The sequence below is a fragment of the Chitinophaga rhizophila genome (assembly GCF_019492185.1).
GTDB lineage: Bacteria > Bacteroidota > Bacteroidia > Chitinophagales > Chitinophagaceae > Chitinophaga > Chitinophaga rhizophila.
In genome coordinates this window covers 1,314,522-1,339,148 of record NZ_JAICCF010000002.1, presented here as the reverse complement: position 1 = coordinate 1,339,148, position 24,627 = coordinate 1,314,522, and the positions used below count along the sequence as shown (strand labels likewise).

The 24,627-nt window shown below is 46.0% G+C and carries 24 protein-coding genes; 21 read left to right on the top strand and 3 right to left on the bottom strand.

Going from position 1 to position 24,627, the window contains the following annotated elements; genetic code table 11:
- The first annotated feature begins 288 nt into the window (after positions 1 to 288).
- The 16 genes from K1Y79_RS14385 to K1Y79_RS14310 all read left to right on the top strand — a co-directional run bounded on the left by K1Y79_RS14385 (position 289) and on the right by K1Y79_RS14310 (position 16,402).
- A complete protein-coding gene (locus K1Y79_RS14385; protein ID WP_220250799.1) occupies positions 289 to 1,212 on the top strand; it encodes a substrate-binding domain-containing protein in 924 nt (307 codons plus the stop codon).
- 37 nt (positions 1,213 to 1,249) lie between these two features.
- A complete protein-coding gene (locus tag K1Y79_RS14380) occupies positions 1,250 to 2,968 on the top strand; it encodes a tetratricopeptide repeat protein (protein WP_220250797.1) in 1,719 nt (572 codons plus the stop codon).
- 163 nt (positions 2,969 to 3,131) lie between these two features.
- On the top strand, positions 3,132 to 3,524 hold the full coding sequence (locus K1Y79_RS14375) for an NADH-quinone oxidoreductase subunit A (RefSeq protein ID WP_220250795.1): 393 nt from the start codon (positions 3,132 to 3,134) through the stop codon (positions 3,522 to 3,524).
- A gap of 99 nt (positions 3,525 to 3,623) precedes the next feature.
- On the top strand, positions 3,624 to 4,187 hold the full coding sequence (locus K1Y79_RS14370) for an NADH-quinone oxidoreductase subunit B (RefSeq protein WP_236059606.1): 564 nt from the start codon (positions 3,624 to 3,626) through the stop codon (positions 4,185 to 4,187).
- Positions 4,188 to 4,259: 72 nt separating this feature from the next.
- Positions 4,260 to 4,781, top strand: a complete 522-nt coding sequence (locus tag K1Y79_RS14365; protein WP_220250794.1) for an NADH-quinone oxidoreductase subunit C — start codon at positions 4,260 to 4,262, stop codon at positions 4,779 to 4,781.
- 19 nt (positions 4,782 to 4,800) lie between these two features.
- Positions 4,801 to 6,015 (top strand): NADH-quinone oxidoreductase subunit D, encoded by a 1,215-nt coding sequence (locus K1Y79_RS14360; protein WP_220250793.1) that lies wholly within the window; start codon positions 4,801 to 4,803, stop codon positions 6,013 to 6,015.
- Positions 6,016 to 6,039: 24 nt separating this feature from the next.
- Positions 6,040 to 6,525: an NADH-quinone oxidoreductase subunit NuoE gene (gene nuoE / locus K1Y79_RS14355; RefSeq protein WP_236059605.1), complete on the top strand. Its 486-nt coding sequence runs from the start codon at positions 6,040 to 6,042 to the stop codon at positions 6,523 to 6,525.
- Positions 6,526 to 6,571: 46 nt separating this feature from the next.
- Positions 6,572 to 7,936, top strand: coding sequence for an NADH-quinone oxidoreductase subunit NuoF (nuoF, locus tag K1Y79_RS14350; RefSeq protein ID WP_162332423.1), 1,365 nt, complete (start codon positions 6,572 to 6,574; stop codon positions 7,934 to 7,936).
- Between the two features lie 22 nt (positions 7,937 to 7,958).
- The gene (locus K1Y79_RS14345; protein ID WP_220250791.1) at positions 7,959 to 9,050 is read left to right on the top strand and encodes a 2Fe-2S iron-sulfur cluster-binding protein; all 1,092 of its coding nucleotides are present in this window, start codon (positions 7,959 to 7,961) and stop codon (positions 9,048 to 9,050) included.
- Between the two features lie 35 nt (positions 9,051 to 9,085).
- Positions 9,086 to 10,123 (top strand): NADH-quinone oxidoreductase subunit NuoH, encoded by a 1,038-nt coding sequence (gene nuoH / locus K1Y79_RS14340; protein ID WP_220250790.1) that lies wholly within the window; start codon positions 9,086 to 9,088, stop codon positions 10,121 to 10,123.
- Between the two features lie 26 nt (positions 10,124 to 10,149).
- A complete protein-coding gene (gene nuoI / locus K1Y79_RS14335) occupies positions 10,150 to 10,659 on the top strand; it encodes an NADH-quinone oxidoreductase subunit NuoI (RefSeq protein WP_220250789.1) in 510 nt (169 codons plus the stop codon).
- Between the two features lie 48 nt (positions 10,660 to 10,707).
- Positions 10,708 to 11,205, top strand: coding sequence for an NADH-quinone oxidoreductase subunit J family protein (locus K1Y79_RS14330; RefSeq protein WP_220250788.1), 498 nt, complete (start codon positions 10,708 to 10,710; stop codon positions 11,203 to 11,205).
- Between the two features lie 49 nt (positions 11,206 to 11,254).
- Positions 11,255 to 11,572, top strand: coding sequence for an NADH-quinone oxidoreductase subunit NuoK (gene nuoK, locus K1Y79_RS14325; RefSeq protein ID WP_012794573.1), 318 nt, complete (start codon positions 11,255 to 11,257; stop codon positions 11,570 to 11,572).
- Between the two features lie 43 nt (positions 11,573 to 11,615).
- Positions 11,616 to 13,517: an NADH-quinone oxidoreductase subunit L gene (gene nuoL / locus K1Y79_RS14320; RefSeq protein WP_220250787.1), complete on the top strand. Its 1,902-nt coding sequence runs from the start codon at positions 11,616 to 11,618 to the stop codon at positions 13,515 to 13,517.
- 47 nt (positions 13,518 to 13,564) lie between these two features.
- Complete coding sequence (locus K1Y79_RS14315) at positions 13,565 to 15,001, top strand: complex I subunit 4 family protein (protein ID WP_220250786.1); 1,437 nt, start codon at positions 13,565 to 13,567, stop codon at positions 14,999 to 15,001.
- 27 nt (positions 15,002 to 15,028) lie between these two features.
- Positions 15,029 to 16,402: an NADH-quinone oxidoreductase subunit N gene (locus K1Y79_RS14310; RefSeq protein WP_220250785.1), complete on the top strand. Its 1,374-nt coding sequence runs from the start codon at positions 15,029 to 15,031 to the stop codon at positions 16,400 to 16,402.
- A 75-nt stretch (positions 16,403 to 16,477) separates the two neighbouring features.
- On the opposite strand, the gene K1Y79_RS14305 is transcribed toward K1Y79_RS14310, so the two are convergent.
- Together K1Y79_RS14305 and K1Y79_RS14300 are read right to left on the bottom strand one after the other, a co-directional pair.
- Complete coding sequence (locus K1Y79_RS14305; RefSeq protein ID WP_236059604.1) at positions 16,478 to 17,557, bottom strand: phosphotransferase enzyme family protein; 1,080 nt, start codon at positions 17,555 to 17,557, stop codon at positions 16,478 to 16,480.
- Positions 17,558 to 17,605: 48 nt separating this feature from the next.
- Positions 17,606 to 18,619: a LacI family DNA-binding transcriptional regulator gene (locus tag K1Y79_RS14300; protein ID WP_220250784.1), complete on the bottom strand. Its 1,014-nt coding sequence runs from the start codon at positions 18,617 to 18,619 to the stop codon at positions 17,606 to 17,608.
- Positions 18,620 to 18,674: 55 nt separating this feature from the next.
- On the opposite strand from K1Y79_RS14300, the gene K1Y79_RS14295 reads away from it, so the two are divergent.
- The 5 genes from K1Y79_RS14295 to K1Y79_RS14275 all read left to right on the top strand — a co-directional run bounded on the left by K1Y79_RS14295 (position 18,675) and on the right by K1Y79_RS14275 (position 24,163).
- Positions 18,675 to 19,946 carry an ABC transporter permease gene (locus K1Y79_RS14295; RefSeq protein WP_220250782.1) on the top strand — a complete coding sequence of 424 codons (1,272 nt, stop codon included), beginning with the start codon at positions 18,675 to 18,677 and terminating at the stop codon, positions 19,944 to 19,946.
- A 31-nt stretch (positions 19,947 to 19,977) separates the two neighbouring features.
- Positions 19,978 to 21,315 carry a gluconate:H+ symporter gene (locus K1Y79_RS14290; protein WP_220250780.1) on the top strand — a complete coding sequence of 446 codons (1,338 nt, stop codon included), beginning with the start codon at positions 19,978 to 19,980 and terminating at the stop codon, positions 21,313 to 21,315.
- 20 nt (positions 21,316 to 21,335) lie between these two features.
- Positions 21,336 to 21,797, top strand: coding sequence for a RidA family protein (locus K1Y79_RS14285; RefSeq protein ID WP_220250778.1), 462 nt, complete (start codon positions 21,336 to 21,338; stop codon positions 21,795 to 21,797).
- Positions 21,798 to 21,962: 165 nt separating this feature from the next.
- Positions 21,963 to 23,072 (top strand): D-TA family PLP-dependent enzyme, encoded by a 1,110-nt coding sequence (locus tag K1Y79_RS14280; RefSeq protein WP_220250777.1) that lies wholly within the window; start codon positions 21,963 to 21,965, stop codon positions 23,070 to 23,072.
- A gap of 20 nt (positions 23,073 to 23,092) precedes the next feature.
- Positions 23,093 to 24,163, top strand: a complete 1,071-nt coding sequence (locus K1Y79_RS14275; protein ID WP_220250776.1) for a dipeptidase — start codon at positions 23,093 to 23,095, stop codon at positions 24,161 to 24,163.
- A 2-nt stretch (positions 24,164 to 24,165) separates the two neighbouring features.
- Here the strand turns inward: K1Y79_RS14275 and K1Y79_RS14270 are convergent, their stop codons facing one another.
- The gene (locus K1Y79_RS14270; RefSeq protein WP_220250775.1) at positions 24,166 to 24,558 is read right to left on the bottom strand and encodes a hypothetical protein; all 393 of its coding nucleotides are present in this window, start codon (positions 24,556 to 24,558) and stop codon (positions 24,166 to 24,168) included.
- Positions 24,559 to 24,627 lie beyond the last annotated feature (69 nt).

Sequence of the window (24,627 nt, the reverse complement as noted above, 5' to 3'; positions counted from 1 at the left end):
TTTTTTGTATACTTGTAATTCGCTAACAATGCTAATGCAAAAGGAAAGATCTGGAAACACGCGGACAGGGATGAATTATCGTTCGCTCGGGGAATTAATAAGAGGTTTATTTTTTGTGCTCTTTGGACTGTATGCAATATTTGCGCAGAAATATAACCTGGGTGAATTTCAAATTTCTCAAACTGTTCTAAATATTTTAGGCGGTGTACTAATTGCGTACGGCCTTTTCCGTGTATATAGAGGAGTAAGGTATCTATTTCATCAAAAGGACTAATAAGAGAGGAAGATATGTTTACCAGATTAATCAGGCATAGCGGGATAGCAACTATCCTGTTAGCAGCAGCAGCTTTACTGGCATCTTGCGGACAGGCCAACAAGTCCGGCGAAGAGCGGGATACGCCAACTTCAGGTACAATCAGAATCAGCGTGGATGAAACCTATCGCCCGTTGATGGAAGCAGAGATCAAGGTATTTGAATCTTTGTACAAGAAAGCGCATATCATAGCCGAGTATAAACCTGAAGCAGAGTGCTTCAAGGATCTGTTGTCAGACAGCTCACGACTGATTTTTGTTACAAGAGATTTCAACGAGGAAGAAAAAGCATATATCAAGGAGAAGAAGATAACGCCGCAGAGTCTTTTGTTGGCATGGGATGGAGTGGCGCTGATTGCTAACCGTAATAATCCGGATACGATCCTCACTATGGATCAGGTGCGGAAAATTATGGACGGGTCCGATTCCACAAAGAAACGTCAGATTGTATTCGATAACCAGAGTTCAAGTACAGTAAGATATGTCCGCGACTCAATCAATAAAGGAAAACCATTACCAGCTAATGTAATGGCTGCTAAAACTAATCCTGAAGTGGTTGATTATGTGGCTAAAATGAAAGATGCGATTGGTGTAATAGGGGTAAGCTGGATCTCTGATCCAAATGATTCTGCCTCTATAGAATTTACGAATAAAGTGGCAGTGGTTAAGGTGCGGGCAGATTATGGTTCAGAATTTGTAAAACCATATCAGGCATACATCGCTCTTGGTTCCTATCCGCTCAAACGTGGTTTATTCTTTTGTCTGAAGGAACCATACGGAGGACTGGGATCAGGGTTCGCCACTTTCCTGGGGAGTTATGAAGGACAGATGATTATTTCAAAATTCAGACTGTTCCCTGCAAGGTTGAATGTGGTATTCAGGGAAGCGAACATTAGGTAAAAAACTAACACAACTAAAATTTAAAACCGGATTGCTCATGAACAGACGGAAAAGTTTAATTGTTGCAATGCTGTGCGTCGCGAACGGCGCTATGGCTCAATCTGTGGAAGATGGATTGAAAGATCTGTACTATGGTAAGTACGAAACTGCCAAACAGAATCTGGAGAAGGTTATTGCAGCTAAACCTACAGAAGACAAAGCATATTATTATCTTGGTATTGCACAGTTAGGAATGCATGACGAAGCCGGTGCCGCTGCTACCTTTACAAAAGGACTGCAGGCAGTACCAACCTCTGCACTCCTGCAGGCAGGTATGGGTCGTTTGGATCTGATGAAAGGTGATGCAGCTGCTGCAAAACAGAAATTTGAAGCTGCCAGTACAGCTACAGAAGGCCGTGATGGCGACGTAGCACGCGCTATCGCTGATGCAAACAGCGAAATTAAAGGCGGCGACCGCGGGTATTCTCTGACAGTAATGGAAAAGTTACTGAACAATGAAGGCCGTAAGAAAAAACAGATGTACAATCCAATTGCTGCTGATTATATCGAACTGGGTGACGCTTACCGCTACCTGGGTGGTGAAAATGGTGGTAAAGCCATCACTTCCTACGATAAAGCACTGGAACTGGATCCAAACAACGCAGAAGCTGTGCTGAAACAAGGTCTCGTTAACTATAACGCGAAACTGTTACAGGACGCAGTAAATGACTGGACCAAGGCTACCAATATGGATCCTAACTATGCTCCTGCTTATTATGAACTGTATCAGTTCTATATCACTCCAACCAAAGCGCAGCTGTCTCTGGACAACGCAGCGAAATACCTGGAGAAATATATGGCAGCAGTAGGTGAAGGCGCTGGTAAACTGGAAAACGAGTATAACCTGGCAGCAATCTCTTTCTATAGAAAAGATTATGATGCAGCTATCAATAAAGCTAAATCTGTACTGCCTCAGACGACTGAGCTGAACAAAGGTAAATTTGTTCGCCTGCTGACTGATGCTTACCTGCAGAAAGGCGATACCGCTACTGGTAAACAAGTAATTGAAGAGTACGTAAAAACCGTTGGCGATGACAAACTGCAGGCTAACGACTATAAACTGCTGAGCGCTATCTATCAGCAACGTACTACAGATTCTTCCCAGACTGCGCTGAATGACTCTCTGGCAGGTCTATACCTGGAGAAATACGCACTGGCTGACACAGCAAAAGATGCTGAGAAATACAGAAGCGTAGCAGAGAACTTCAAACAGATGCACGATTTCAAACGTTCAGCTGAATGGTATGGTAAACTGGTAAATGAGTTTACAGATGAGCAGAATACTGGTAAAGTGCAGGATATGTTCTTCAAAGGTACCATGGAAATCTATGCACAGCAGTATGATGCAGCAGATTCTACCTGGGGTGCGTTTGCCGCTAAATATCCTAACAACGAGGCTTTAGGTATTTACTGGAGAGGCCGTGCTAATATGGCAAAAGATCCGGATGCAAAGCTGGGTGTGGCAGTTCCATATTTCGAGAAATTCTTTGAGATCAAAGGAGACGAGAAGATGAACAAGCCATCACAGCTGATGTTCCCCTATCAGTATATGATGATCTACTACTATAACAAAGAAGATCAGGCTAATATGAAGATCTGGATGGACAAAGTACTGTCTATCGATCCTAATAACGCAACTGTTAAGGCTATCCAGGAAAACCTGGAAAACAGGAAAGCGGCAGCTGCTGCTAAGCCAGCTCAGGGTAACAAGAAATAATTTACTCCGAACTCATACGAAAAAGCCTCCTGTCACCGACAGGAGGCTTTTTTATTGCCGGTTGGCGAAAAAAGATAATATTTTAATCCTTCATAAGATTTGATTTTTGCATTAGTTAGCCTATTTTTGCTCATTCGGAGAACTATTATATACAGGGAAGCTTATGTTTACAGACACAGTATTATTGTCAGCAACTACTCCTTTCAGCTACTTTCCAATCGTTATGCAGCTGGTGGCGGCGCTAGGCTTTGTGGGCGTAACAATGGTGGCTACGCACTTTTTAGGTCCAAAGCGCAAAACGAGCGACAAACTTGCTACCTTTGAAAGTGGTATCGAGCAAAAAGGTAATGCTAGACAGCCAGTAGCCATTAAGTATTTTCTTACCGCCATTTTATTTGTGCTTTTCGACGTAGAAGTAATCTTCTTTTATCCTTATGCGGTGAATTTCAGAGAACTTCAGTGGGAAGGCTTCTTAGCTATGCTTCTTTTTGTATCATTCTTCCTATGTGGTTTCATCTATATCCTGAAGAAAGGTGCGCTGAAATGGGAAGACTGATTTTTATATAAATTATTTGCAGAGAAGATTGCCGATGGCTGGCAATCCTGTGTGCGTTTAGGTCAAATCTGATTTTGGAAACTTTAAATCTGACATGGTATGGCACGTCCGGTTCAGTATAATGAAAAAGTGAAGACTGTAGCAGTACCTGAAGGGTACTCCGGTGAGGGTTTTTTTGCTACTACTTTCGACCAGGTGATCGGCCTGGCACGTAAGAATTCCATCTGGCCCCTGCCATTTGCTACCTCCTGCTGTGGTATCGAATTTATGGCAACCATGGCTTCTACCTACGATATGGCACGTTTTGGGTCTGAAAGAATGGCCTTTACGCCACGTCAATGTGATTTATTAATGGTGATGGGTACCATTTCCAAGAAAATGGGTCCCGTATTACGTCAGGTATACCTGCAGATGGCTGAGCCCCGTTGGGTGGTGGCTGTAGGCGCTTGTGCAAGCAGTGGTGGTGTATTTGATACATACTCCGTATTACAGGGTATTGACCAGGTAATTCCGGTAGATGTGTATGTACCAGGATGTCCTCCTCGCCCGGAAGCTATCATTGATGGTTTCATGCGTGTACAGGATCTGGTAGGTCAGGAAAGCCTGCGCCGCCGTCATAGTGACAAGTATAAGGAGTTGCTAAATTCTTACGGTATCCAGTAAGCAAGGGATCTATACAATAGGAAGGTCATATCCACGAAAAGTCAAATCTGAAATCGAAAATCTGAAATCGTAATGTCTTTGACAAACGACTATATAAAGCAAAGGTTAACAGAAAAGTTTGGTGAATCAATTAGCCAGGTGGAAGAATCCTTTGGGATGATGTCATTCACGGCACCCAAAGACCTGAACCTGAAAGTAATGCAGTTCCTTTACGACGAAGAGGAGCTGCAATTTCGTTTTTTAACGGACCTCACTGCAGTGCATTATCCGAATAGGGCAGGAGAGGAACTTGCGGTAGTATATCACCTGTATAATTTTAAAGAGCGGGTAAGGCTGCGTTTTAAAGTGTATACCAGTATTGAAGATACCCGCGTATTCACAGCCACCCGGCTGTATGAATCAGCCAACTGGATGGAAAGGGAAACATACGACTTCTTTGGGGTGAACTTTGTTGGGCATCCTAATCTGAAACGTATCCTGAACGTGGATGAAATGACTTATTTCCCCATGCGTAAGGAATTTCCGCTGGAAGATCAGACCCGTACAGACAAGGACGATGAAATGTTTGGTCGCGGCGGGCAAATTGGCATTTAAATAATTTATTCGTTTGAACATGTCAGAGCAACATATCACACTGCCGGAAGGCTCAATAGAACGGCAGACACAAACCCTTAACCTGGGACCTACCCACCCTGCTACACACGGGGTATTCCAGAATATCCTGGAAATAGATGGTGAGCGTATTGTGAGTTCCGAATCAACCGTAGGATATATACATCGTGCATTCGAGAAGATCGCAGAACGTCGTCCCTACTACCAGATCACTCCGCTGACAGACCGTCTGAACTATTGTTCAGCGCCTATCAATAACATGGGATGGCATATGACGGTAGAAAGACTGCTGGGCATTAAAACGCCTAAGCGTGTGGATTACCTGCGTATCATCATCATGGAACTGGCCCGTATTACTGACCACCTCATCTGTAACGGTGTGGTAGGTGTGGATAGCGGTGCCTTTACCGGCTTCCTCTACCTCATGAAATACCGTGAACTGGTATATGAGATCTATGAAGAAGTGTGCGGTTCACGCCTTACTACCAACATTGGCCGTGTTGGTGGTTTTGAAAGGAATTTCACTCCGGCAGCTTTTGAGAAAATTGAACGTTTCCTGAAAGAATATCCGGTAGCCCTGACAGAGTTCGAGACCCTGATGAACCGTAACCGTATCTTCATGGAAAGAACACAGGGTGTAGGACCTATCACTGCTGAAAGAGCCATGAATTATGGTTTTACAGGCCCTAACCTGCGTGCTGCCGGTGTAGATTATGATGTACGCGTGGCGCAACCTTATTGCTCTTACGAAGACTTTGAATTTAATATACCTGTGGGTACCACCGGCGATTGTTATGACCGTTTCCTGGTTCGTAACGCTGAAATGTGGGAGAGCCTGAGTATTATCCGCCAGGCTATGGACAAACTGAAGGACCTGCCTTCAGATGTATTCCATGCAGACGTACCTGCATACTACCTGCCTGAAAAGAGCGCTGTATACACCAAAATGGAAGCGCTTATTTACCACTTCAAGATCATAATGGGCGAATCTGATATCCTGCCGGGCGAACTATATAATCCGATAGAAGGCGCAAACGGTGAACTGGGATTCTATCTGATCAGCGATGGTGGCCGTAGTCCTTACAGACTGCACTTCCGCCGCCCATGTTTCATATACTATCAGGCTTACGGGGAACTGATCAAAGACGCTATGCTGAGTGATGCCGTAATCTGTATGAGTAGTTTGAATCTGATCGCAGGTGAACTGGATGCTTAATTTTTAATTTTTTCTTTCATAGTTATGTTTTCTGAAGAGAAGCTGAATAAAGTAAAAGAGATCATCGCCCGTTATCCGGCAGGGAAACAAAAAAGTGCCCTGATTCCGGTGCTGCATCTGGCACAGGAAGAATTTGGCGGATGGCTTAGTTCGGAGACCATGGATTACGTGGCTTCCCTACTGCAGATCAAGCCGATCGAAGTGTACGAGGTGGCTACCTTTTACTCGATGTTTAACCTGAAGCCTGTAGGCAAGTACGTATTTGAAGTATGCCAGACAGGCCCGTGCATGCTGCGTGGCTCAGACAACATCATTGACTATATTAAAAAGAAACTGGACATCAGCGTAGGTGAAACTACCAAAGATGGACTGTTCACCCTCAAGACAGTAGAATGCCTGGGCGCCTGTGGATATGCTCCGATGATGCAGCTGGGTAAACACTACCGGGAGCACCTTACCCCTGAAAAGGTAGATGCAATCATTGAGGAATGCAGGAGTAAAGCAAACTAAAACTTTGAATGACCGATAATATCGGTCTACAATTATAAAAAGTAAGATGGGACGCAAACTACTTTTTGACAAAGCGCACATAGAAGGTATCCGGTACTACGATGTATACCGTGCCAATGGAGGTTACGGATCGGCTGAAAAGGCGCTCAAAAGCATGAGCCCTGAACAGGTGCTGGACGAAGTAAAGAAAAGTGGACTGAGAGGTCGTGGTGGCGCCGGTTTCCCTACCGGTATGAAATGGAGCTTCATTGCAAAGCCGGAGGGCGTACCCCGTTATCTGGTATGTAATGCGGACGAATCTGAACCAGGTACGTTCAAAGATCGTTACCTGATGGAGTTTATCCCTCACCTGTTGATAGAAGGACTACTGATCTCCAGCTATACCCTTGGATGTAATTCCTGCTATATCTATATCCGTGGCGAATATGCATGGATTCCGGATATCCTGGAAGAAGCAATCGCTGATGCAAAGAAGAACGGCTGGCTGGGTAAAAATATCCAGGGTACCGGTTTTGATCTTGAAATATATGTACAACGCGGTGCCGGAGCTTATATCTGTGGTGAAGAAACTGCCCTGATCGAGTCCCTGGAAGGTAAGCGTGGTAACCCGCGTATCAAACCTCCATTCCCGGCTGTAAAAGGTCTGTGGGATTGTCCGACTGTTGTAAACAATGTGGAAACACTGGCTACCGTAGTGCCTATCCTGCGCATCGGTGGTGAAGAATACGCGAAATATGGTACCGGCAAATCAACAGGTACCAAGCTCATTTCTGCCTGTGGTAATATCAATAAACCAGGGGTGTATGAAATTGAGATGAATATCTCTGTAGAAGAGTTTATTTACTCTGATGAATACTGTGGTGGTATCCCTAACGGTAAACGCCTGAAAGCATGTATCCCGGGTGGTTCTTCCGTACCTATCCTGCCAGCCAACCTGTTGCTGAAAACAGCGAAAGGCGAGCCGCGTATGATGACGTATGAAAGTCTCTCCGACGGTGGCTTCGCTACAGGTACTATGCTGGGTTCAGGTGGTTTCATCGTATTGGACGAAGACCAGTGTATAGTTAAAAATACGCTGACATTTGCCCGTTTCTATCACCATGAGAGCTGCGGACAGTGCAGCCCATGCCGTGAAGGTACCGGTTGGATGAAACGCGTACTGCTGAACATCGAGAACGGTAAGGGCAAAATGAGTGATATAGACCTGCTGTGGGACATTCAGCGTAAAATAGAAGGTAACACCATCTGCCCATTGGGCGATGCTGCTGCGTGGCCGGTAGCTGCTGCTATCCGTCACTTCCGTGATGAGTTTGAATGGCATGTGCTGCATCCTGAAGAAGCGACTAAACGTAACTACGGACTGGCTCACTATGCAGATCCACTGGAAATAGCTGCTCCTGCTGCTGTATAAGAATCAATTTAAGCGATGCAAAATGGCTGAAGAAAAGAAACTCTTTAAGGTTAAGATCGATAATATCTCCGTGGAAGTGGAGCCGGGTACTACCATTCTGAATGCTGCCCGTAAAATAGGTGGGGATATCGTACCGCCTGCAATGTGCTACTACTCCAAACTGCAGGGTAGTGGTGGTAAATGCCGTACCTGCCTGGTGAAAGTATCCAAAGGATCAGACGCAGATCCACGTCCTATGCCTAAACTGGTCGCCAGCTGCCGTACTACTGTAATGGACGGTATGGAAGTGGCTAACATTACCTCTCCGGAAGTGCTCGATGCACGTAAAGGCGTGGTAGAATTTCTCCTGCTCAATCACCCGCTGGATTGTCCGGTATGTGATCAGGCCGGAGAATGTCACCTGCAGGATCTGAGCTACGAACATGGCGCAGACAGCACCCGTTACGAGTTTAAACGCCGTACTTTCGACAGAGTGGATATCGGCGATAAGATACAATTACACATGACCCGTTGCATTCTGTGCTACCGTTGTGTATTCACCGCTGACCAGTTAACTGAAAAGCGTGAACATGGTGTATTGGGTCGTGGAGAAGCTGCAGAAATTGGTACTTACATTCAGCAATCCCTGGACAATAACTTCATCGGTAATGTTATCGATGTATGTCCGGTAGGCGCGCTGACTGATAAAACCTTCCGTTTCAAGAACCGTGTATGGTTCCTGAAACCAGTAGATGCACACCGCGAATGCCATGATCCTAAATGTTGCGGTAAAACCGTACTCTGGATGCGTGGTGATGAGATCTTCCGCGTAACCGCCCGCAAGGATAAATATGGTGAAGTAGAAGAATGGATCTGTGATACCTGCCGTTTCGACAAGAAAGAAGCGAAAGACTGGATCATTGAAGGTCCGCGTCAGATAGAGCGTCAAAGCGTTATCTCTCAGGGCCACTATGTTGGTGTACACAAGCCGAAAGATCCCCTGGTAGATGTACTGGATGGCCGTCAGCCTAAATTGCTGCTGGATATTCATAACATCAGTGAGGTAAATAAACCGAACGTTGATCTGTCCAAGATTCAGGGTCCGGCGCATTCCGACGACTTTAACAAGAAATGATTCATTCGTAATTCGTAATCGATAATTCGTATTTGATGACTATAGACTGGTTCTTTATCCTGGAAAAACTGGTATTGATATCCGGTGTACTGGCCATATCACTGGTAGTAGCTATGTATTCTACATGGGGTGAAAGAAAAGTAGCTGGTATTATCCAGGACAGACTTGGCCCTAACAGGGCTGGTTTTATGGGATTGCTGCAACCGCTGGCGGATGGTGGTAAACTGTTCTTTAAAGAAGAGATCATCCCTGGTAATTCCAACCGTTTCCTGTTCATTCTTGGTCCTTCACTGGCTATGATTGTAGCCTGTATGACCAGTGCTGTAATTCCCTGGGGAGATACGCTGACCATTGCAGGTCACACTGTATCACTGCAGGTAGCTGATGTAAACATTGGTATACTGTATATTTTCGGTGTGGTGAGCTTAGGCGTGTATGGTATCATGCTGGGTGGATGGGCTTCCAATAATAAATATTCACTGCTGGCATCTATTCGTGCGGCTTCCCAGATCATCTCTTATGAACTGGCAATGGGTCTGTCATTGATAGCACTGCTGATGATGACCGGATCTTTAAGTCTGAAAGACATTGTTGAACAACAGCGTCATGATGGTTGGAATGTATTTTACCAGCCATTAGGTTTCCTGATCTTCCTCGTATGTTCTTTTGCTGAGTGTAACCGTACGCCATTTGACCTGGCAGAAGCTGAGAGTGAGCTGAATGGTGGATACCACCTTGAATACTCTTCAATGAAATTAGGTTTCTATTTGTTCGCGGAATATATCAACATGTTTATCAGCTCTGCGCTGATGGCTAGTCTGTACTTCGGTGGTTATTCCTTCCCTGGTATGGATAGTCTGGGATTGTCGCCAAACCTGGTAACAATTCTGGGAACGGCAGCATTGTTCGTAAAGATCATCTGCTTCCTGTTCTTCTTCATGTGGGTACGTTGGACAATTCCCAGATTCCGTTATGATCAGCTGATGCGTCTGGGTTGGAACATCATGATTCCACTGGCACTGGCTAATATGTTGATAACAGGTGCGATCGTACTGTACCGCAGTACACATTAATTAACGACTTTTTATAATAGCGTAATATGCAAGCTTTAACAAGTAGGGCAAAACAGGTAGACCGCAAACCGATGACCTTCATTGAGAAGATCTATTTGTGGAATATTATCAAGGGGATGTGGATCACCTTTAAGCATATCTGGAAAAGGAAAGAAACAGTGCGTTATCCGGAGCAGAAGCGTCCATTTAGCCCTGTGTTCCGTGGTCTGCACATCCTGAACAGGGATGCTGAAGGACGTGAGAATTGTACTGCATGTGGTTTGTGTGCAGTAGCTTGTCCTGCGGAAGCCATTACCATGGAAGCAGCAGAAAGAAAACCGGGTGAAGAGCACCTGTATCGTGAGGAGAAATATGCTGCCCGTTATGAAATCAACATGCTGCGTTGCATTTTCTGTGGTTTTTGTGAAGAGGCTTGTCCGAAAGATGCTATCTATCTGACAGAAACATTTGCACCTGCTAACTACAAACGCGAAGGTTTCATCTATGGTAAACCAGACCTGCTGATACCAGCGCCTGGAGAAAAGAAAAAAGCATAACATAAGACAGTCTAAGCAAAAAAATATAATAGTCATTTAGCAATGGGAATGAGTTTACAACAAATCGTTTTCGGGGTACTTTCTATCATCTCTATTATATCCGCATTGGGCGTGATATTGAGTAAGAACCCCGTTACCAGTGTTCTTTGCCTGATAGTAACCTTTTTCACCATAGCAGGGCACTACATTATGCTCAACGCGCAGTTTCTGGCAGTGGTGCATATAATAGTATATGCGGGCGCTATCATGGTATTGTTCCTCTTTGTGATCATGTTGATGAACCTGAACGCAGAAATAGAACCACAGAAGCGTAACTGGCTGAAATATGCCGGAGCTATCAGTGGCGGTGCACTGCTGCTGGTATTGCTGGGCGCTCTTCGTGAAGCCGAAGTAACTCCACTGCAATCCGGGTCAACCGAAATAGGTCTGATCTCCAACCTTGGTAAAACTTTATTCAATCAATACGTAGTTCCATTTGAAGTAAGCAGCATCCTGTTTCTGAGTGCAATGGTAGGTGCCGTTGTAATAGGAAAGAGGGAAGCGTAGACCCACAACATCTGTAAATCGTCATTGATCAATTTGTAATTCTTTAAAGATGCCTGTTCAATATTACATTTTCTTAAGCATAGCACTCTTTTGTATCGGGGTGATGGGTGTGCTGATGCGCAGAAATGCCATTATTATTTTCATGTGCGTGGAACTAATGCTGAATGCCGTTAACCTACTGCTCGTTGCCTTCTCTAAAATGTGGGCAGATGCTGGTAGAGTAGATGCCGGCGGTGCGCAGATCTTCGTATTCTTCATCATGGTGGTAGCCGCTGCGGAAGTTGCCGCCGGTCTGGCCATTATTGTGATGGTATACAGAAATTCACAGTCTGTGGACATTAATATCATGAACAGGCTGAAGAACTAACAGCTTGAATCGTAATTGTAAATCGTAATTAGTATTTGAATAGATGATACATCTAGTTTGGCTGGTACCATTTTTACCATTATTAGGATTCCTGGTGAATGGATTGGGAAGAAGATACCTCTCCAAATCACTGGCGGGTATAGTAGGAAGCGGAGCTGTGTTAGCTGCCTTTGTGATTAGCTTGCTGATTTTCCTGGAGGTGAAAACTCCCGGATTTCAGGCTCAGGTAGTACCGTTGTTTGATTTTATTTCTGCAGGCAGTCTGCACATTCCTTTCGCATTCCAGGTAGACCAGCTGAGCGCTTTATTCCTGCTGATCATTACCGGTGTCGGTTCACTGATCCACATTTATTCCACTTCTTATATGCATGACGAAAGCAGTGAAGGTTTTGCGCGTTACTTCGCTTACCTGAACCTCTTCGTTTTCTCCATGCTGATTCTTGTACTGGGTGCTAACTATGTAATGATGTTTATCGGATGGGAAGGCGTAGGTCTCTGCTCTTACCTCCTGATCGGCTTCTGGTTCAAGAACACCAATTATAACAATGCTGCAAAGAAAGCATTTGTCATGAACCGTATCGGTGACCTTGGCTTCCTGCTGGGAATCTTTACCATGATTGTACACTTCGGCAGCGTTTCTTTCCCTGAAGTATTTGAAAGGGCTGCAGCACTGGGAGAAGGTAGCAAAGTGATTCCGGTAATTGCCATCCTGCTGTTTGTAGGTGCTGCCGGTAAATCTGCTCAGCTGCCTTTATACACCTGGTTACCTGATGCGATGGCGGGTCCGACTCCAGTATCTGCCCTGATCCATGCTGCTACGATGGTGACAGCTGGTATCTACATGATCGCACGCAGCAATATATTATATACACTTGCTCCAAGCATTCAGACAATTGTAGCAGTTATAGGTCTGGCTACTGCTGTACTTGCAGCAACAATTGCACTGAAACAGGACGATATTAAAAAAGTACTTGCTTATTCTACTGTCAGCCAGCTGGGATATATGTTCCTTGCCCTGGGCGTAGGCGCTTACACTACTGCCGTGTTTCACGTAATGACGCACGCGTTCTTTAAAGCATTACTATTCCTTGGTTCCGGTTCTGTTATACATGCAATGGGCGGTGAACAGAATATCAACAAGATGGGTGGACTGAAGAAATATATGCCGGTTACGCACGTCACTTTCCTGATCGGCTGTCTGGCTATCGCTGGTATCCCTGGTCTGTCAGGTTTCTTCTCAAAAGACGAAATCCTCGCTGAAACATTTATCTCTAATAAGCTGATGTATGCTATTGCGCTCATCACTGCGCTGATGACAGCATTCTATATGTTCCGCTTATACTATATCACTTTCTGTGGCAAATTCCGTGGTACACACGAGCAGGAACATCACCTGCACGAAAGTCCTGCGGCTATCACTATCCCGCTGATCATTCTGGCTGTACTTTCTGTAGTAGGCGGTTATATCGGTTTACCGGAAGTGCTGGGCCACAGTGTGCTGAAAGAGTACCTTGCTCCTGTATTTGCACCTTCTGCACCTTTTGTACATGCACATGAACACCTTTCTCATAATACAGAATGGCTGTTGATGGGATTAAGCTCCCTGCTGGTGATCATTACCATTTTCTTTGCACGTAGCTGGTACCGCAACTATGAAGATAATGGCGAACCACGCACAGGCATTGCAAAAGTGCTGGAAAACAAATGGTACGTAGATGAGTTATACGATGCTATCATAGTGAAACCCCTGATGATGCTGAGCCGTTTCTTTGAAGAGGCGATTGAAAAATCAGGTATAGATCGTTTGGTTAATGGCGTTGGTCGTGGAGTACACTGGGGTAGCCAGCAGGTAAGACTGCTGCAAAGCGGCCAGGTAGGTTTCTACATCTTTGCCATGGTAATAGGAATGGTAGTTTTATTTGTAATCGGCTTCCTGCTGAAATAGCTAACTACCTGCATCATCATTAAAAAAGGACAAGTTTAGATATAATTATGTTGACAGTATTACTCATATTGATTCCTTTAGTTGCGGGCCTGGTTACGTTTGGTCTGAAGGGGTCTGGCCCTAAAGCACTAGGGTTGGTAGCATCCCTGGCTTCGCTGGCAGTAACAATTGCTGCATTGTTCCAGTTCCGGACTGCTCCGGACACACTGCAGCTGACTGCAAACTGGATTCCTCAGTTGGGCGCACAGTTCAGCTTCGGAATGGACGGAATGGGCCTGATGCTTTGTCTGCTGACAGCCATCTCCTTTCTCCTGATATTTATTGTTATCTATAACAGAGATTACGAACGCCCTAACAGTTTCTATGGTCTGATGCTGTTGTCTCAGGCAGGTCTGGTAGGCGTATTCACCGCATACGACGCTTTGCTGTTCTACGTTTTCTGGGAACTGGCACTTATTCCGGTATATTTCCTTTGCTCTCTCTGGGGTGGTGAAAAACGTATTCCGGTTACATTTAAGTTCTTCGTATACACTTTCGCAGGTTCACTGCTGATGCTGGTAGGTCTGATTTATATCTACCTCCAGACACCAGACCATTCCTTCAGCTACGCCAGCTTTATCAGTGGCGCTGTTGCTCCGCAGGATCAGTCTTGGTTATTCTGGCTGTTCTTCGTAGCATTCGCTATCAAGATGCCGGTGTTTCCGTTCCATACCTGGCAGCCGGATACTTATGAGCAATCTCCTACACCTGTCACAATGGTACTCTCTGGCGTAATGGTGAAAATGGGCCTCTTCGGTGTCATCCGCTGGTTACTGCCCGTGTTACCGAAAGGCGCTTACATGTGGTCTGATGTAGCAATCGTATTGTCAATCATCGGCATCATATACGCATCCTGCATTGCCATTGTACAGTCAGATATCAAGAGGCTGATCGCGTACTCTTCCATCGCTCACATTGGTCTGATGAGCGCTGCTATCTTCACTAATAATGAGCAGAGTTTACAGGGTGTGATGGTACAGCTGTTTAACCACGGTATCAATATTATTGGTCTGTGGATTATCGTTGAGATCATTCAGAACCGTCTGAAGATCAAGAATCTGAATGAGATGGGCGGTATCGCACAGTATGCGCCTGGTATTGCTATCTTCCTTGTAATCATCAGTCTTGCCAATATTGCATTACCACTGACCAATGGATTCATTGGTGAGTTCCTGATGTTCAGTGGCCTGTTCCAATATAATGTTTGGTTCATGGCAGTAGCCGGGCTGGGTATCATCCTGGCGGCGGTATACACCCTGAATATGGTGCAGAAAGTTATCTTCGGACAGAGCAACGGCCTGACCGAAACGACTACTGATCTGAAAAGTAATGAGCTGCTGGTGCTGATCATCATTGTAGGTATGATCCTGGTATTTGGTTTCTATCCGAAACCAATGCTGGAACTCGTAAGCGGCACTACTGAATTGGTTAATAAGGTTTATTAAAAAGTTGTTCTTTCGTAACACAGGAATATGAATGCATTAATATCTACTGCTTTATCGGGCGTTGTAATGATGTTTGCGGGTTTACTAATCGGTAATAAGCAGCGCATAAAATTTGTAGCCATTGTTGTACTGCTGATCTGTTTCGCAGCCAACCTGGCAGAGTTGTCTACCATTCAAGCAGGTGAACGTACTTTATACGGCATGATCACTGTCAGCCATTTCAGCATCCTGTTCAATGCTATAGCGTTGGGTGCTACATTGATCTTCTTCTTACTTTCGGGCAGCGCCTTTGAAAAAGTAGGAGAGCACGTATCTGACTATTTCGCGCTGATCTTCTTTATCCTTGCCGGTATCACACTGGCTTCTACTTTCAGCAGCTTACTGATGCTTTTCCTGGCAATAGAGATTATTTCTATTCCACAGTATATACTGGCAGGTGCTGACAAGAAAACTCCCAAGAGCAGTGAAGCTTCCCTGAAGTACTTCCTGATGGGGGCATTCTCTACAGGCATACTGCTGATGGGTATTACCCTGATTTATGGCGCTACTGGAACCTTCAATATAGGCGAACTGGCGCTGGGTGCAGGTAAAGTAAATACGCTTGCACTTTGTGGCATTATCCTCATGGCTTTTGCATTATCATTTAAAGTATCAGCAGCTCCTTTCCATTTCTGGACGCCTGACGTATATGATGGTTCTCCTACCGTATTCACTTCCTTCATGGCGACTGTTGTAAAGGCGGGTGGTTTCATCGCTTTTATCAGGATCTTCCATAGCGCATTCGTTGGAGAAAGACTGACTGCCGACTGGCAAATGCTGCTGGCAATTATCACAGCCGCTACATTGATCATCGGTAACTTCACTGCTGTGTTCCAGCAAAGTGTAAAACGTATGCTGGCCTACTCCAGTATCGCACAGGCAGGTTTTATGCTGCTGGCAGTTATATCTATGAACACTTACGCAACTCAGGGTATTATACTGTATGCGGCAGCTTATAGCGTAGCTACTATCGGTATCTTTGCTGTGATGATCAAACTGAAGGACTTTACGTTTGACGGCTTTAATGGTCTGGCCCGTACACAACCAGTGCTGGCTATCACTACTACTATATTTGTATGTTCACTGGCTGGTATCCCGCTGACTGCCGGTTTCTTTGCTAAATACTTTGTACTGGCAGCTGCTATCCAACAAGGTAACTTGCTCTGGCTGGTTATTACTGCAGTGATCTGTGCCGCTATCAGTGCTTACTACTATTTCCGCGTCATCATTGCTATGTACTTCAAACAAGGTGAGGTGGAAACAGAAGAAATCACCGGAGGTTTTAAACTGATGCTGATCATTACCGCAGCAATAGTTATACTTCTGGGTATCTTCCCCGGACTGCTATTACAGTTTGTTTAAGATAAACAGAAATACCGGCCAATTGGCCGGTATTTTTTTTGGTGTGTTGGTGCTGCTTTTCAAACGATGTGGCGCTTAGTATGCTACCACAGAAGAAAGCGTTTTTTCCTGCTGCGTAATGCTGTTCAGTAAAGTCAGCTGATTGCGGGCCCGCAGGAGATTATGATGTTCATATTTTGCGCCGTAATAGCGGTCATTGTTAAAGTAATCTGTCAGGAAACGTATCGCCTGCATATACACCAGGAACTGTCCTGCATATACCAGATGCTCCTTCTCTATACTACTCAGTTCATCCCCCATCTCGCTAATATACCCCTGCACAATAGCTTTATAATAATCAGTACGTACACATACTTTACTCAGATCTGTTTCTTCTTCACTCACCGGACTCAGATAAGTACGCATCATATCGCCAAAGTCGCTGATAAAATAACCCGGCATTACTGTATCCAGATCAATAACACAAAGGCCTTCCCCTGCTGCGTTGAAAAGTACATTACTGATCTTCGTATCATGGTGCATTACCCGGATCTTAAAATCTGGATGTTGCTGAATGTCCTCAAAGATGGTCGTCAGTCGTTGATAACTGCGTACAGTGTCAATGTCTTCCCGGGCGGCTGAGATTCGCTCCTGATTACCCGCGGCTATAGCCTGCTCAAACTGTTGATAACGTAAAGTCAGGTTATGAAAGTCCGGCAACGGATATTGCATGGTTTGCACATCGATACCTGACAGCAGCCTGGTGAACCGGCCAAACTGTTTTGCTGCCTCATAGGCCAGCTGTATATCATTTACCACATCATGGCTATGCGAGTTCTCTACGAAAGGCTGCATACGGAAATACTCCCCTTCTGCAGTTATATACATCTCCTGTTTATTGATTGTTTGCACGGGCTGTACAAAGAAATAATCAGGGTGGTGCTGCTGCAGGTATTGGCCGATTGTAGTAATGTTCTGTGCAATTAAATCTGGCTTGCTAAATACCAGGTGATTGATTCGTTGCAGGATATAGTGACTGTCAGCTACAGACACTTTCCAGGTGGCATTGATAAGCCCACTGCCGAACGGCTGAATATGACATTCGGCCATTTCTAATCCATAAGCTGCTAGTATATCCTGCATGACTGGCTGATGAAATTGCGATGTTTCAAACATAACAATAAGAATTGAGAGTATGGCTGCACAAACGATTGCGCAAATTTTCTACCTGCCCGGGGCCATGACTAGCCGAGAATCAATTGTAAGCTGCTGATAGTCATCCTGCGGTAGTTTGCCGGATAATATATCCAGCAGTATTGCGGTAGCCTGCTGCCCCTGCTGATAGGGGTACTGCTCAACAGAAGCCATAGGAGGGAAGGCCATATAGCTACTTAGCGGCAGATTGGCATAACTGACAAAGCAGATATCCTTGTTAATCTGCAACCCTTGCTCCAGCGCGTACTGCACTGCATCCTGGGATACATAGTCATTAAATGCAACGATGGCGGTCACTTTCCGCTTATGGGATAGCAATTGCTGCATGGCCTGCCGGGTTCCTTCCCTGGTCAGATCAGTGGGCAGGTTAAGTGTAGCATCATATTTTAATCGTTGTTGCTGCATGGCTGTACGATAACCGGTGGTACGCTGTCTGCTGGCAATAAGCTTTTCAGGCCCATTGATCATACCAATTACCCGGTGCCCCTGTTGTAATAACAGCGCTACTGCCTGTACGGTGCCTGACTCCATATTGGCAGCAACATAATGTATGTGCTGCATGTCCGGAATACGGTCAAAAAACACAACTGGTATATTGTATTTACGCAGCATCTCAAAATGTGCATAATTCACGGTATTCTTAGCCAGTGAAACCAGCAGTCCATCTACCCGGTGATTTTTCATGATGCCGACAATCTTTTCCTCGCGTGTGGCATCATCATGCGACTGTCCCAGCAGCACCATATAATTGCTCTTATTGGCAGTATCTTCTATGCCACTGATAGCGGCAGAAAAGAAAGCCTCTGACAACTCAGGCAATACAATACCCAGTGTAAATGTTTTTTTCTGCTGAAAAAAAATAGCGGTCTGGTTAGGTTCATATTGTAGCTCCCTAGCCAGCGCCTGTACCTGTAGCCTGGTTTTCAGACCAATACGCGGATGATTATGCAACGCCCGGGATACAGTAGATGCGGACAGGTTCAGCTTTCTGGCAATTTCTTTTATAGTGGGAGGATTGGGCATCAGGCCATTTATATAATAAAAGTAGCGGAAAAAAACTTTTTATTAACTTTAAATCATGCAGTTCCGTGACACTTTTTCCCTCGCCTTTCGCTCTGTTAGCGGCAACCGTTTGCGCGCAGGGCTTACTATTGCTATCATCGGCTTTGGTATAATGGCCCTTGTTGGCATCTTTACCGCTATTGACAGCATGAAGAGCAGTATTTACAGCAGCTTTGCCAATATGGGAGCTAACAGCTTCAATATCCAGAGCCGTGCGCTGAAAATACGTATCGGCAGCGGCGGTGGCGCTACCAAAGGCAACAGGAAAACGAAGGTGAAAACATCTAATAGCAATATTCCCATTACCTATAGCCAGGCAATTGAGTTTAAACGCCGGTATGCCTTTCCAGCTACTGTAAGTGTATCAACAAATGCTACCGGTAACGCAACTGTATACAAGAATGACAAGAAGACGAATCCTAACGTCCGTGTCATTGGCGGGGATGAAAGTTATCTGCAGCTGTCTAATTATACCTTGAGGGAAGGCCGTAACCTCAACCAGCTGGATGTGGAATCTGGCAGGAACGTGGCACTGCTGGGAATGGACGTCGCAAAGAAATTGTTTGGCGATAACCTGAAGGGTATTATCAATAGCTCTATCCGGGTAGGTAATGTACGCTATCGTGTGGTAGGCGTGATGGCCCCTAAAGGCAACAGTGGGTTCATGAGTGCAGATAATGTGGTTATTACTACGGTGAATAATACACGCAGAATATTTGACCGTCCGAATGCCTCTTACAACCTCGGTATATCTGTAAAGGATATTACAAAAATGGAGGCTGCCATCGGAGAGGCTACGGGCCTTTTCAGGATCATCCGTCACCTGTCACTGGATGAAGAAGAGAATTTCTACATCAATAAAAGCGACAGTATTGCCGAGATGTTGTTCGGTACGCTCAGCTATGTCGTGTTTGCAGCAGTGCTGATTGGCGCTATCACACTCTTTGGTTCTGCTATCGGCCTGACCAATATCATGCTGGTATCGGTAGCTGAGCGCACACGCGAAATTGGTGTAACTAAAGCCCTGGGTGCAACCAGTAAGGTCATCAGGCAGCAATTTGTTTATGAGTCTATAATTATCAGCTTACTGGGCGGCATACTGGGTGTGATACTCGGCATGCTGGTAGGTAACCTGGTTTCATTGTTAACAGGATCAAGTTTCATTATTCCGTGGTTATGGATTACGACTGGGATATTTATCTGTGCAGCTGTAGGGCTAATATCAGGTATCTATCCGGCCATTAAGGCGTCACGTCTGGACCCGATAGTCGCATTGCGTTACGAATAATTAACAGGCTTGCGCCAACATCCATAATTCCATGGCTTTATTAGTAGTATTTGTTTCCATCCTGCTACTGGTTCTGCTGGTAGCCTATTTCCGGTTAAATACATTTATTGCATTCCTCGTTGTATGCCTCTTCATGGGACTGGCCCTCAATATGGTCAGGATGCCCGAAGAACGGATGTCTATCGGTGAGATCACCCAGTCCATACAAACCGGTATTGGTAAAACCCTCGGGTCGCTCGTTATCATCATCGTGTTTGGCAGCATGCTCGGTAAGCTGGTTGCTGAAAGCGGTGCAGCACAACGTATCGCAAACGGATTAATGCAGGTATTTGGCAGGAAGTATGTCCAGTGGTCCCTGATGCTCACCGGCTTTATCGTCGGTATCCCCCTGTTCTACAACATCGGGTTTGTATTAATGGTGCCACTCATATTTACCGTTGCTGCCCGCACCAAACTGCCGGCAGTATATCTGGGTATTCCTATGCTGGCATCATTATCAGTTACGCACGGCTATTTACCACCCCATCCTTCGCCTACTGCGTTGGTGGGTACCTTCCATGCAAATATGGGATTAACGCTGATTTACGGGCTTATAGTGGCCATTCCGGCCATTATTCTCGCAGGCCCGGTATTCAGTCGTTTCCTTAAAAAATATACCCAGGAACCGGCGCAATTGTTCACCGTCGCTCCCATGCCGGAAGATCAGCTTCCGTCTCTCAGTACCAGTATTGTGGCGGCCCTGCTGCCAGTATTGCTGCTGGCGGGTACTTCTCTGTTCAAACTGCAGGCACAACCCGATACCGGCCTATGGGAAATCGCTACCTGGCTCGGCGACCCGGTTATCGTCATGCTCTTAGCTGTACTGAATGGCGCATACCTGCTCGGCCTACGCCGCGGCATGCCTGTCAGAAAAGTCATGGGTATAATGGAAGACGCCATCCGCGACGTATCAGTTATTATACTTATTATAGGTGGTTCCGGTGCATTGACACAGATGCTGCTTGACAGCAAGGTAAGTGAGATCATCACTAACAGCCTCCAGGGCATGCATATGAATCCACTGGTATTAGCCTGGAGTATTTCAGCCTTGATACGGGTCAGCGTCGGCTCGGCTACTGTCGCCGGACTCACCACCGCTGGTATCGTTGCGCCCCTGGTAGTAGGTACCAGCGTACACCCCAGCCTGATGGTGCTGGCCACCGGCGCAGGCAGCCTCATGTTCTCTCATGTAAACGACGGCGGATTCTGGATGTTTAAAGAATACTTCAATTTGTCTGTGAAAGATACCTTCAGAACCTGGACCGTGATGGAGACAATCGTGTCTGTCGCAGGTCTGGTAGGATGCCTGATATTAAACCTTTTTATCTAATCTAAGTAAAACAGTGTTCTATGACACCAACGGAGAATTTTAACGCATTAGGATTGTCATTACCTCCCGCACCAGCTCCTCTGGGCGTTTACAAGCCATATCTTATTGATGGCAAATACCTCTACCTCTCAGGTCATGGTCCTGTTCAGGATGATAAAAGTCTGATCATTGGCCGTATCGGTGAATCGTTTGATATCGAGCAGGGTAAATTAGCTGCAAGACAGGTAGGCCTAACCATGCTATCAACCATCGTTACCAACCTGGGCAGCCTGGATAAGGTGAAACGCGTTATCAAAGTGCTGGGTATGGTGAACTGTACGCCTGACTTTGGCCGTCACCCTTATATTATCAACGGGGCCAGCGAACTGTTTGCGAAGGTATGGGGAGAAGAAAATGGCATAGGCGTGCGTAGCGCCGTAGGTATGGGCTCTTTGCCTGATAACATTCCTGTTGAGATAGAAGCGCTTTTTGAACTGCACTAATCAGTTAGCAGCACGCAGCACTAAGGAATTGGGAATACCGTGTTCAATGATATGCAAGCGCACAATTGTCCATAGTTATTCTGGCATATTCTATGCGTCTTAGTATTGACAAATTGTAGCTCATCAATTCACAACGCTTAATTCCTAATTCCTAATTGTTTTCCCATGCATTGGTACGAACTTCATAATATCAATACGATCGATACGCCCGCTGTCCTTGTTTATCCGGAGCGGATGCGAGAGAATATCCTGCTGCTGAAAAAGACGGTAGGGGACGTGCAGCGCCTGCGTCCGCACATCAAGACCAGTAAGATGGTAGAAGCTGTGCAACTCCTGCAGGCGGAAGGCATCAACAAGTTCAAGTGCGCTACCATTGCCGAAGCTGAGATGCTTGGTCTGGCAGGGGCAGCCGATGTCCTACTTGCCTATCAGCCCGTAGGACCCAAGATAGACCGGTTATTACAGGTAGTGGAGCAATACCCCGACACGAAATACGCCTGCCTGGTCGATAACAGCGCCTCCGCTATTACGATTGCTGCTGTATTCGCAGCTGCACAACGTACCCTTCCTGTTTACCTTGACCTGAACATAGGCATGAACAGAACGGGTATTGAACCTGGGCCGTATGACGATGTCAGAGACCTGTACCTGGAACTTCAACAGATACCCGGCATCAAAGCTGTTGGTCTGCATGCCTATGACGGCCATCTGCATGATACAACATTTGAATTGCGCAGGGAGAAATGTAACGCCGGTTTTGCACCGGTGTTGGCACTGGCAGCCGCTATTGCAGATGCCGGCACGCCAGCTCCGCTGATTGTAGCTGGCGGTACGCCCACATACGAAATCTATGCGGAACACGCTGGTGTAGAATGCAGCCCGGGTACGTTTATCTTCCAGGACTGGGGATATAAAGAACAGCACCCTGAACAACTCTTTGACTTCGCCGCTGTTGTCATTACCAGGGTGATCTCCGTTATCGATGGGAAACATGTCTGTGTTGATCTGGGACATAAGTCCGTCGCTTCTGAAAATCCACAGCCACGTATCCACTTCCTGAATGCACCCGACGCCGAACCGCAGGGCCACAGCGAAGAACACCTGGTAGTCAAAGTACCTGACACAGCCTCCTATCCCGTAGGTACCGTGTTGTATGGTATTCCTACTCATATTTGTCCGACGGTTGCCTTATACGAACGTGCCGGCGTTGTTGAAAACAACAACTGCGTAGCATGGTGGAAAGTAGTAGCCAGAGACAGGAAGATCATGATCTAACTTATCAAAATAATACTCACATGTTTATTGTAGACGCGCATCTTGACCTGAGCATGAATGCAATGGAATGGAACAGGAACCTGCGGTTACCGGTTAACGACATCAGGAAGCGCGAAGAAGGAATGACTGATAAACCTGACCGTGCTAAAGGCGTGGTATCTTTCCCGCAGCTCAGGGAAGGCAATATCGGTCTGGTAGTCGCTACGCAGATCGCAAGATTTGTAGCGCCTGACAATCCCCTGCCAGGCTGGTTCTCGCCTGAACAGGCATGGGCCCAGACCCAGGGGCAGCTGGCCTGGTACAATGCTATGGAAGATGCCGGGGAAATGACCCGGATTACCAACCTGGCTGCACTTGAGCAACACCTCGCTTTGTGGAATGACGGCACGCCAAACACCGGCAAGCCTATTGGCTATATACTAAGTCTTGAAGGCGCTGACTCTATCGTTGACCTCGGGTACCTGCAACGTGCCTATGATAATGGGCTGCGCGCCATAGGTCCCGCTCACTATGGCCCGGGGCGTTATGCTCAGGGCACTGATGCAACAGGCTTCATGGGAGAAAAAGGACAAGCGCTGCTCAGGGAAATGGAAAGGCTGAATATCATTCTCGATGCTACTCACCTGTGTGATGACAGCTTCTGGGAGGCTATGGATCACTTCCACGGACCTGTATGGGCCAGTCACAATAATGTACGTGCCCTGGTCAACCATAACCGGCAGTTCTCTGATGAACAACTGAAAGAACTGATCAGCCGCGGCGCTGTTATAGGTGGCGCAATGGATGCCTGGATGATGGTGCCGGGATGGGTAAGAGGCGTTTCCCAGCCTGAGCCAATGGGCGCTTCGCTGGACGTTCTGGTAGATCACATGGACCATATCTGCCAGCTGGCAGGTAATGCACGCCATGTAGGTATCGGCTCTGACCTGGATGGTGCTTTCGGTAAAGAGCAATGTCCTTATGATCTTGAAACAATTGCCGATCTGCAAAAGATCCCTGCATTGTTTGCCAAACGTGGATATACTGCTGAAGATATTGACAATATTATGCACGGGAACTGGTTAAGGTTCCTGCGTAAAGCCTGGAGCTGAAGCTAATAAAACAACTGCGACAGTACATTGGTTCTGTCATCATTCACTGGTTTCAGCTCCAGGAAGCCAGTGAATTGTTCCGGCGTAAGGGTATGCTTCAATTTTCGCTGAAAGCCCGTATTATACCCCTTTAACTTCGTTGCATACACCTTCGGGTTACTATCGATCAACGGCAGTATAGTTGACCGCTGCTGCAGGAAATTAGTCACCGCGTCCAGTATTTTAGGTTGCTGCGCCTCCGTCAGCGATAACGCATTTTTAAGTTTGCTGGTAATAGCATTTGCATTGCCCTCTATATTTGAAAGTGGAGCCTGCTTGAATTGTGCATGGCTTATGGTGGGTGTAACAACCACTCCGGCGCATATTAACAATGTGTACAGTAGGATATTTTTCATGTGTGTGGATTGTGCTTATTAAGGTAAGATATTTACCGCATCCCCCCTGGCATTAATTACGTACATCTT

What these genes read in the sequence shown, in the direction of transcription:
- K1Y79_RS14295 (WP_220250782.1), top strand. Translation starts at nt 18,675, where the DNA reads ATGCAGTTCCGTGACACTTTTTCCCTCGCCTTTCGCTCTGTTAGCGGC.
- K1Y79_RS14310 (WP_220250785.1), top strand. Translation starts at nt 15,029, where the DNA reads ATGAATGCATTAATATCTACTGCTTTATCGGGCGTTGTAATGATGTTT.
- K1Y79_RS14360 (WP_220250793.1), top strand. Translation starts at nt 4,801, where the DNA reads ATGTCAGAGCAACATATCACACTGCCGGAAGGCTCAATAGAACGGCAG.
- K1Y79_RS14285 (WP_220250778.1), top strand. Translation starts at nt 21,336, where the DNA reads ATGACACCAACGGAGAATTTTAACGCATTAGGATTGTCATTACCTCCC.
- K1Y79_RS14365 (WP_220250794.1), top strand. Translation starts at nt 4,260, where the DNA reads ATGTCTTTGACAAACGACTATATAAAGCAAAGGTTAACAGAAAAGTTT.
- K1Y79_RS14275 (WP_220250776.1), top strand. Translation starts at nt 23,093, where the DNA reads ATGTTTATTGTAGACGCGCATCTTGACCTGAGCATGAATGCAATGGAA.
- nuoK (WP_012794573.1), top strand. Translation starts at nt 11,255, where the DNA reads ATGCCTGTTCAATATTACATTTTCTTAAGCATAGCACTCTTTTGTATC.
- K1Y79_RS14300 (WP_220250784.1), bottom strand. Translation starts at nt 18,619, where the DNA reads ATGCCCAATCCTCCCACTATAAAAGAAATTGCCAGAAAGCTGAACCTG.
- K1Y79_RS14385 (WP_220250799.1), top strand. Translation starts at nt 289, where the DNA reads ATGTTTACCAGATTAATCAGGCATAGCGGGATAGCAACTATCCTGTTA.
- nuoH (WP_220250790.1), top strand. Translation starts at nt 9,086, where the DNA reads ATGACTATAGACTGGTTCTTTATCCTGGAAAAACTGGTATTGATATCC.
- K1Y79_RS14375 (WP_220250795.1), top strand. Translation starts at nt 3,132, where the DNA reads ATGTTTACAGACACAGTATTATTGTCAGCAACTACTCCTTTCAGCTAC.
- nuoI (WP_220250789.1), top strand. Translation starts at nt 10,150, where the DNA reads ATGCAAGCTTTAACAAGTAGGGCAAAACAGGTAGACCGCAAACCGATG.
- K1Y79_RS14290 (WP_220250780.1), top strand. Translation starts at nt 19,978, where the DNA reads ATGGCTTTATTAGTAGTATTTGTTTCCATCCTGCTACTGGTTCTGCTG.
- nuoL (WP_220250787.1), top strand. Translation starts at nt 11,616, where the DNA reads ATGATACATCTAGTTTGGCTGGTACCATTTTTACCATTATTAGGATTC.
- K1Y79_RS14380 (WP_220250797.1), top strand. Translation starts at nt 1,250, where the DNA reads ATGAACAGACGGAAAAGTTTAATTGTTGCAATGCTGTGCGTCGCGAAC.
- K1Y79_RS14280 (WP_220250777.1), top strand. Translation starts at nt 21,963, where the DNA reads ATGCATTGGTACGAACTTCATAATATCAATACGATCGATACGCCCGCT.
- nuoF (WP_162332423.1), top strand. Translation starts at nt 6,572, where the DNA reads ATGGGACGCAAACTACTTTTTGACAAAGCGCACATAGAAGGTATCCGG.
- nuoE (WP_236059605.1), top strand. Translation starts at nt 6,040, where the DNA reads ATGTTTTCTGAAGAGAAGCTGAATAAAGTAAAAGAGATCATCGCCCGT.
- K1Y79_RS14370 (WP_236059606.1), top strand. Translation starts at nt 3,624, where the DNA reads ATGGCACGTCCGGTTCAGTATAATGAAAAAGTGAAGACTGTAGCAGTA.
- K1Y79_RS14315 (WP_220250786.1), top strand. Translation starts at nt 13,565, where the DNA reads ATGTTGACAGTATTACTCATATTGATTCCTTTAGTTGCGGGCCTGGTT.
- K1Y79_RS14330 (WP_220250788.1), top strand. Translation starts at nt 10,708, where the DNA reads ATGAGTTTACAACAAATCGTTTTCGGGGTACTTTCTATCATCTCTATT.
- K1Y79_RS14345 (WP_220250791.1), top strand. Translation starts at nt 7,959, where the DNA reads ATGGCTGAAGAAAAGAAACTCTTTAAGGTTAAGATCGATAATATCTCC.
- K1Y79_RS14305 (WP_236059604.1), bottom strand. Translation starts at nt 17,557, where the DNA reads ATGTTTGAAACATCGCAATTTCATCAGCCAGTCATGCAGGATATACTA.
- K1Y79_RS14270 (WP_220250775.1), bottom strand. Translation starts at nt 24,558, where the DNA reads ATGAAAAATATCCTACTGTACACATTGTTAATATGCGCCGGAGTGGTT.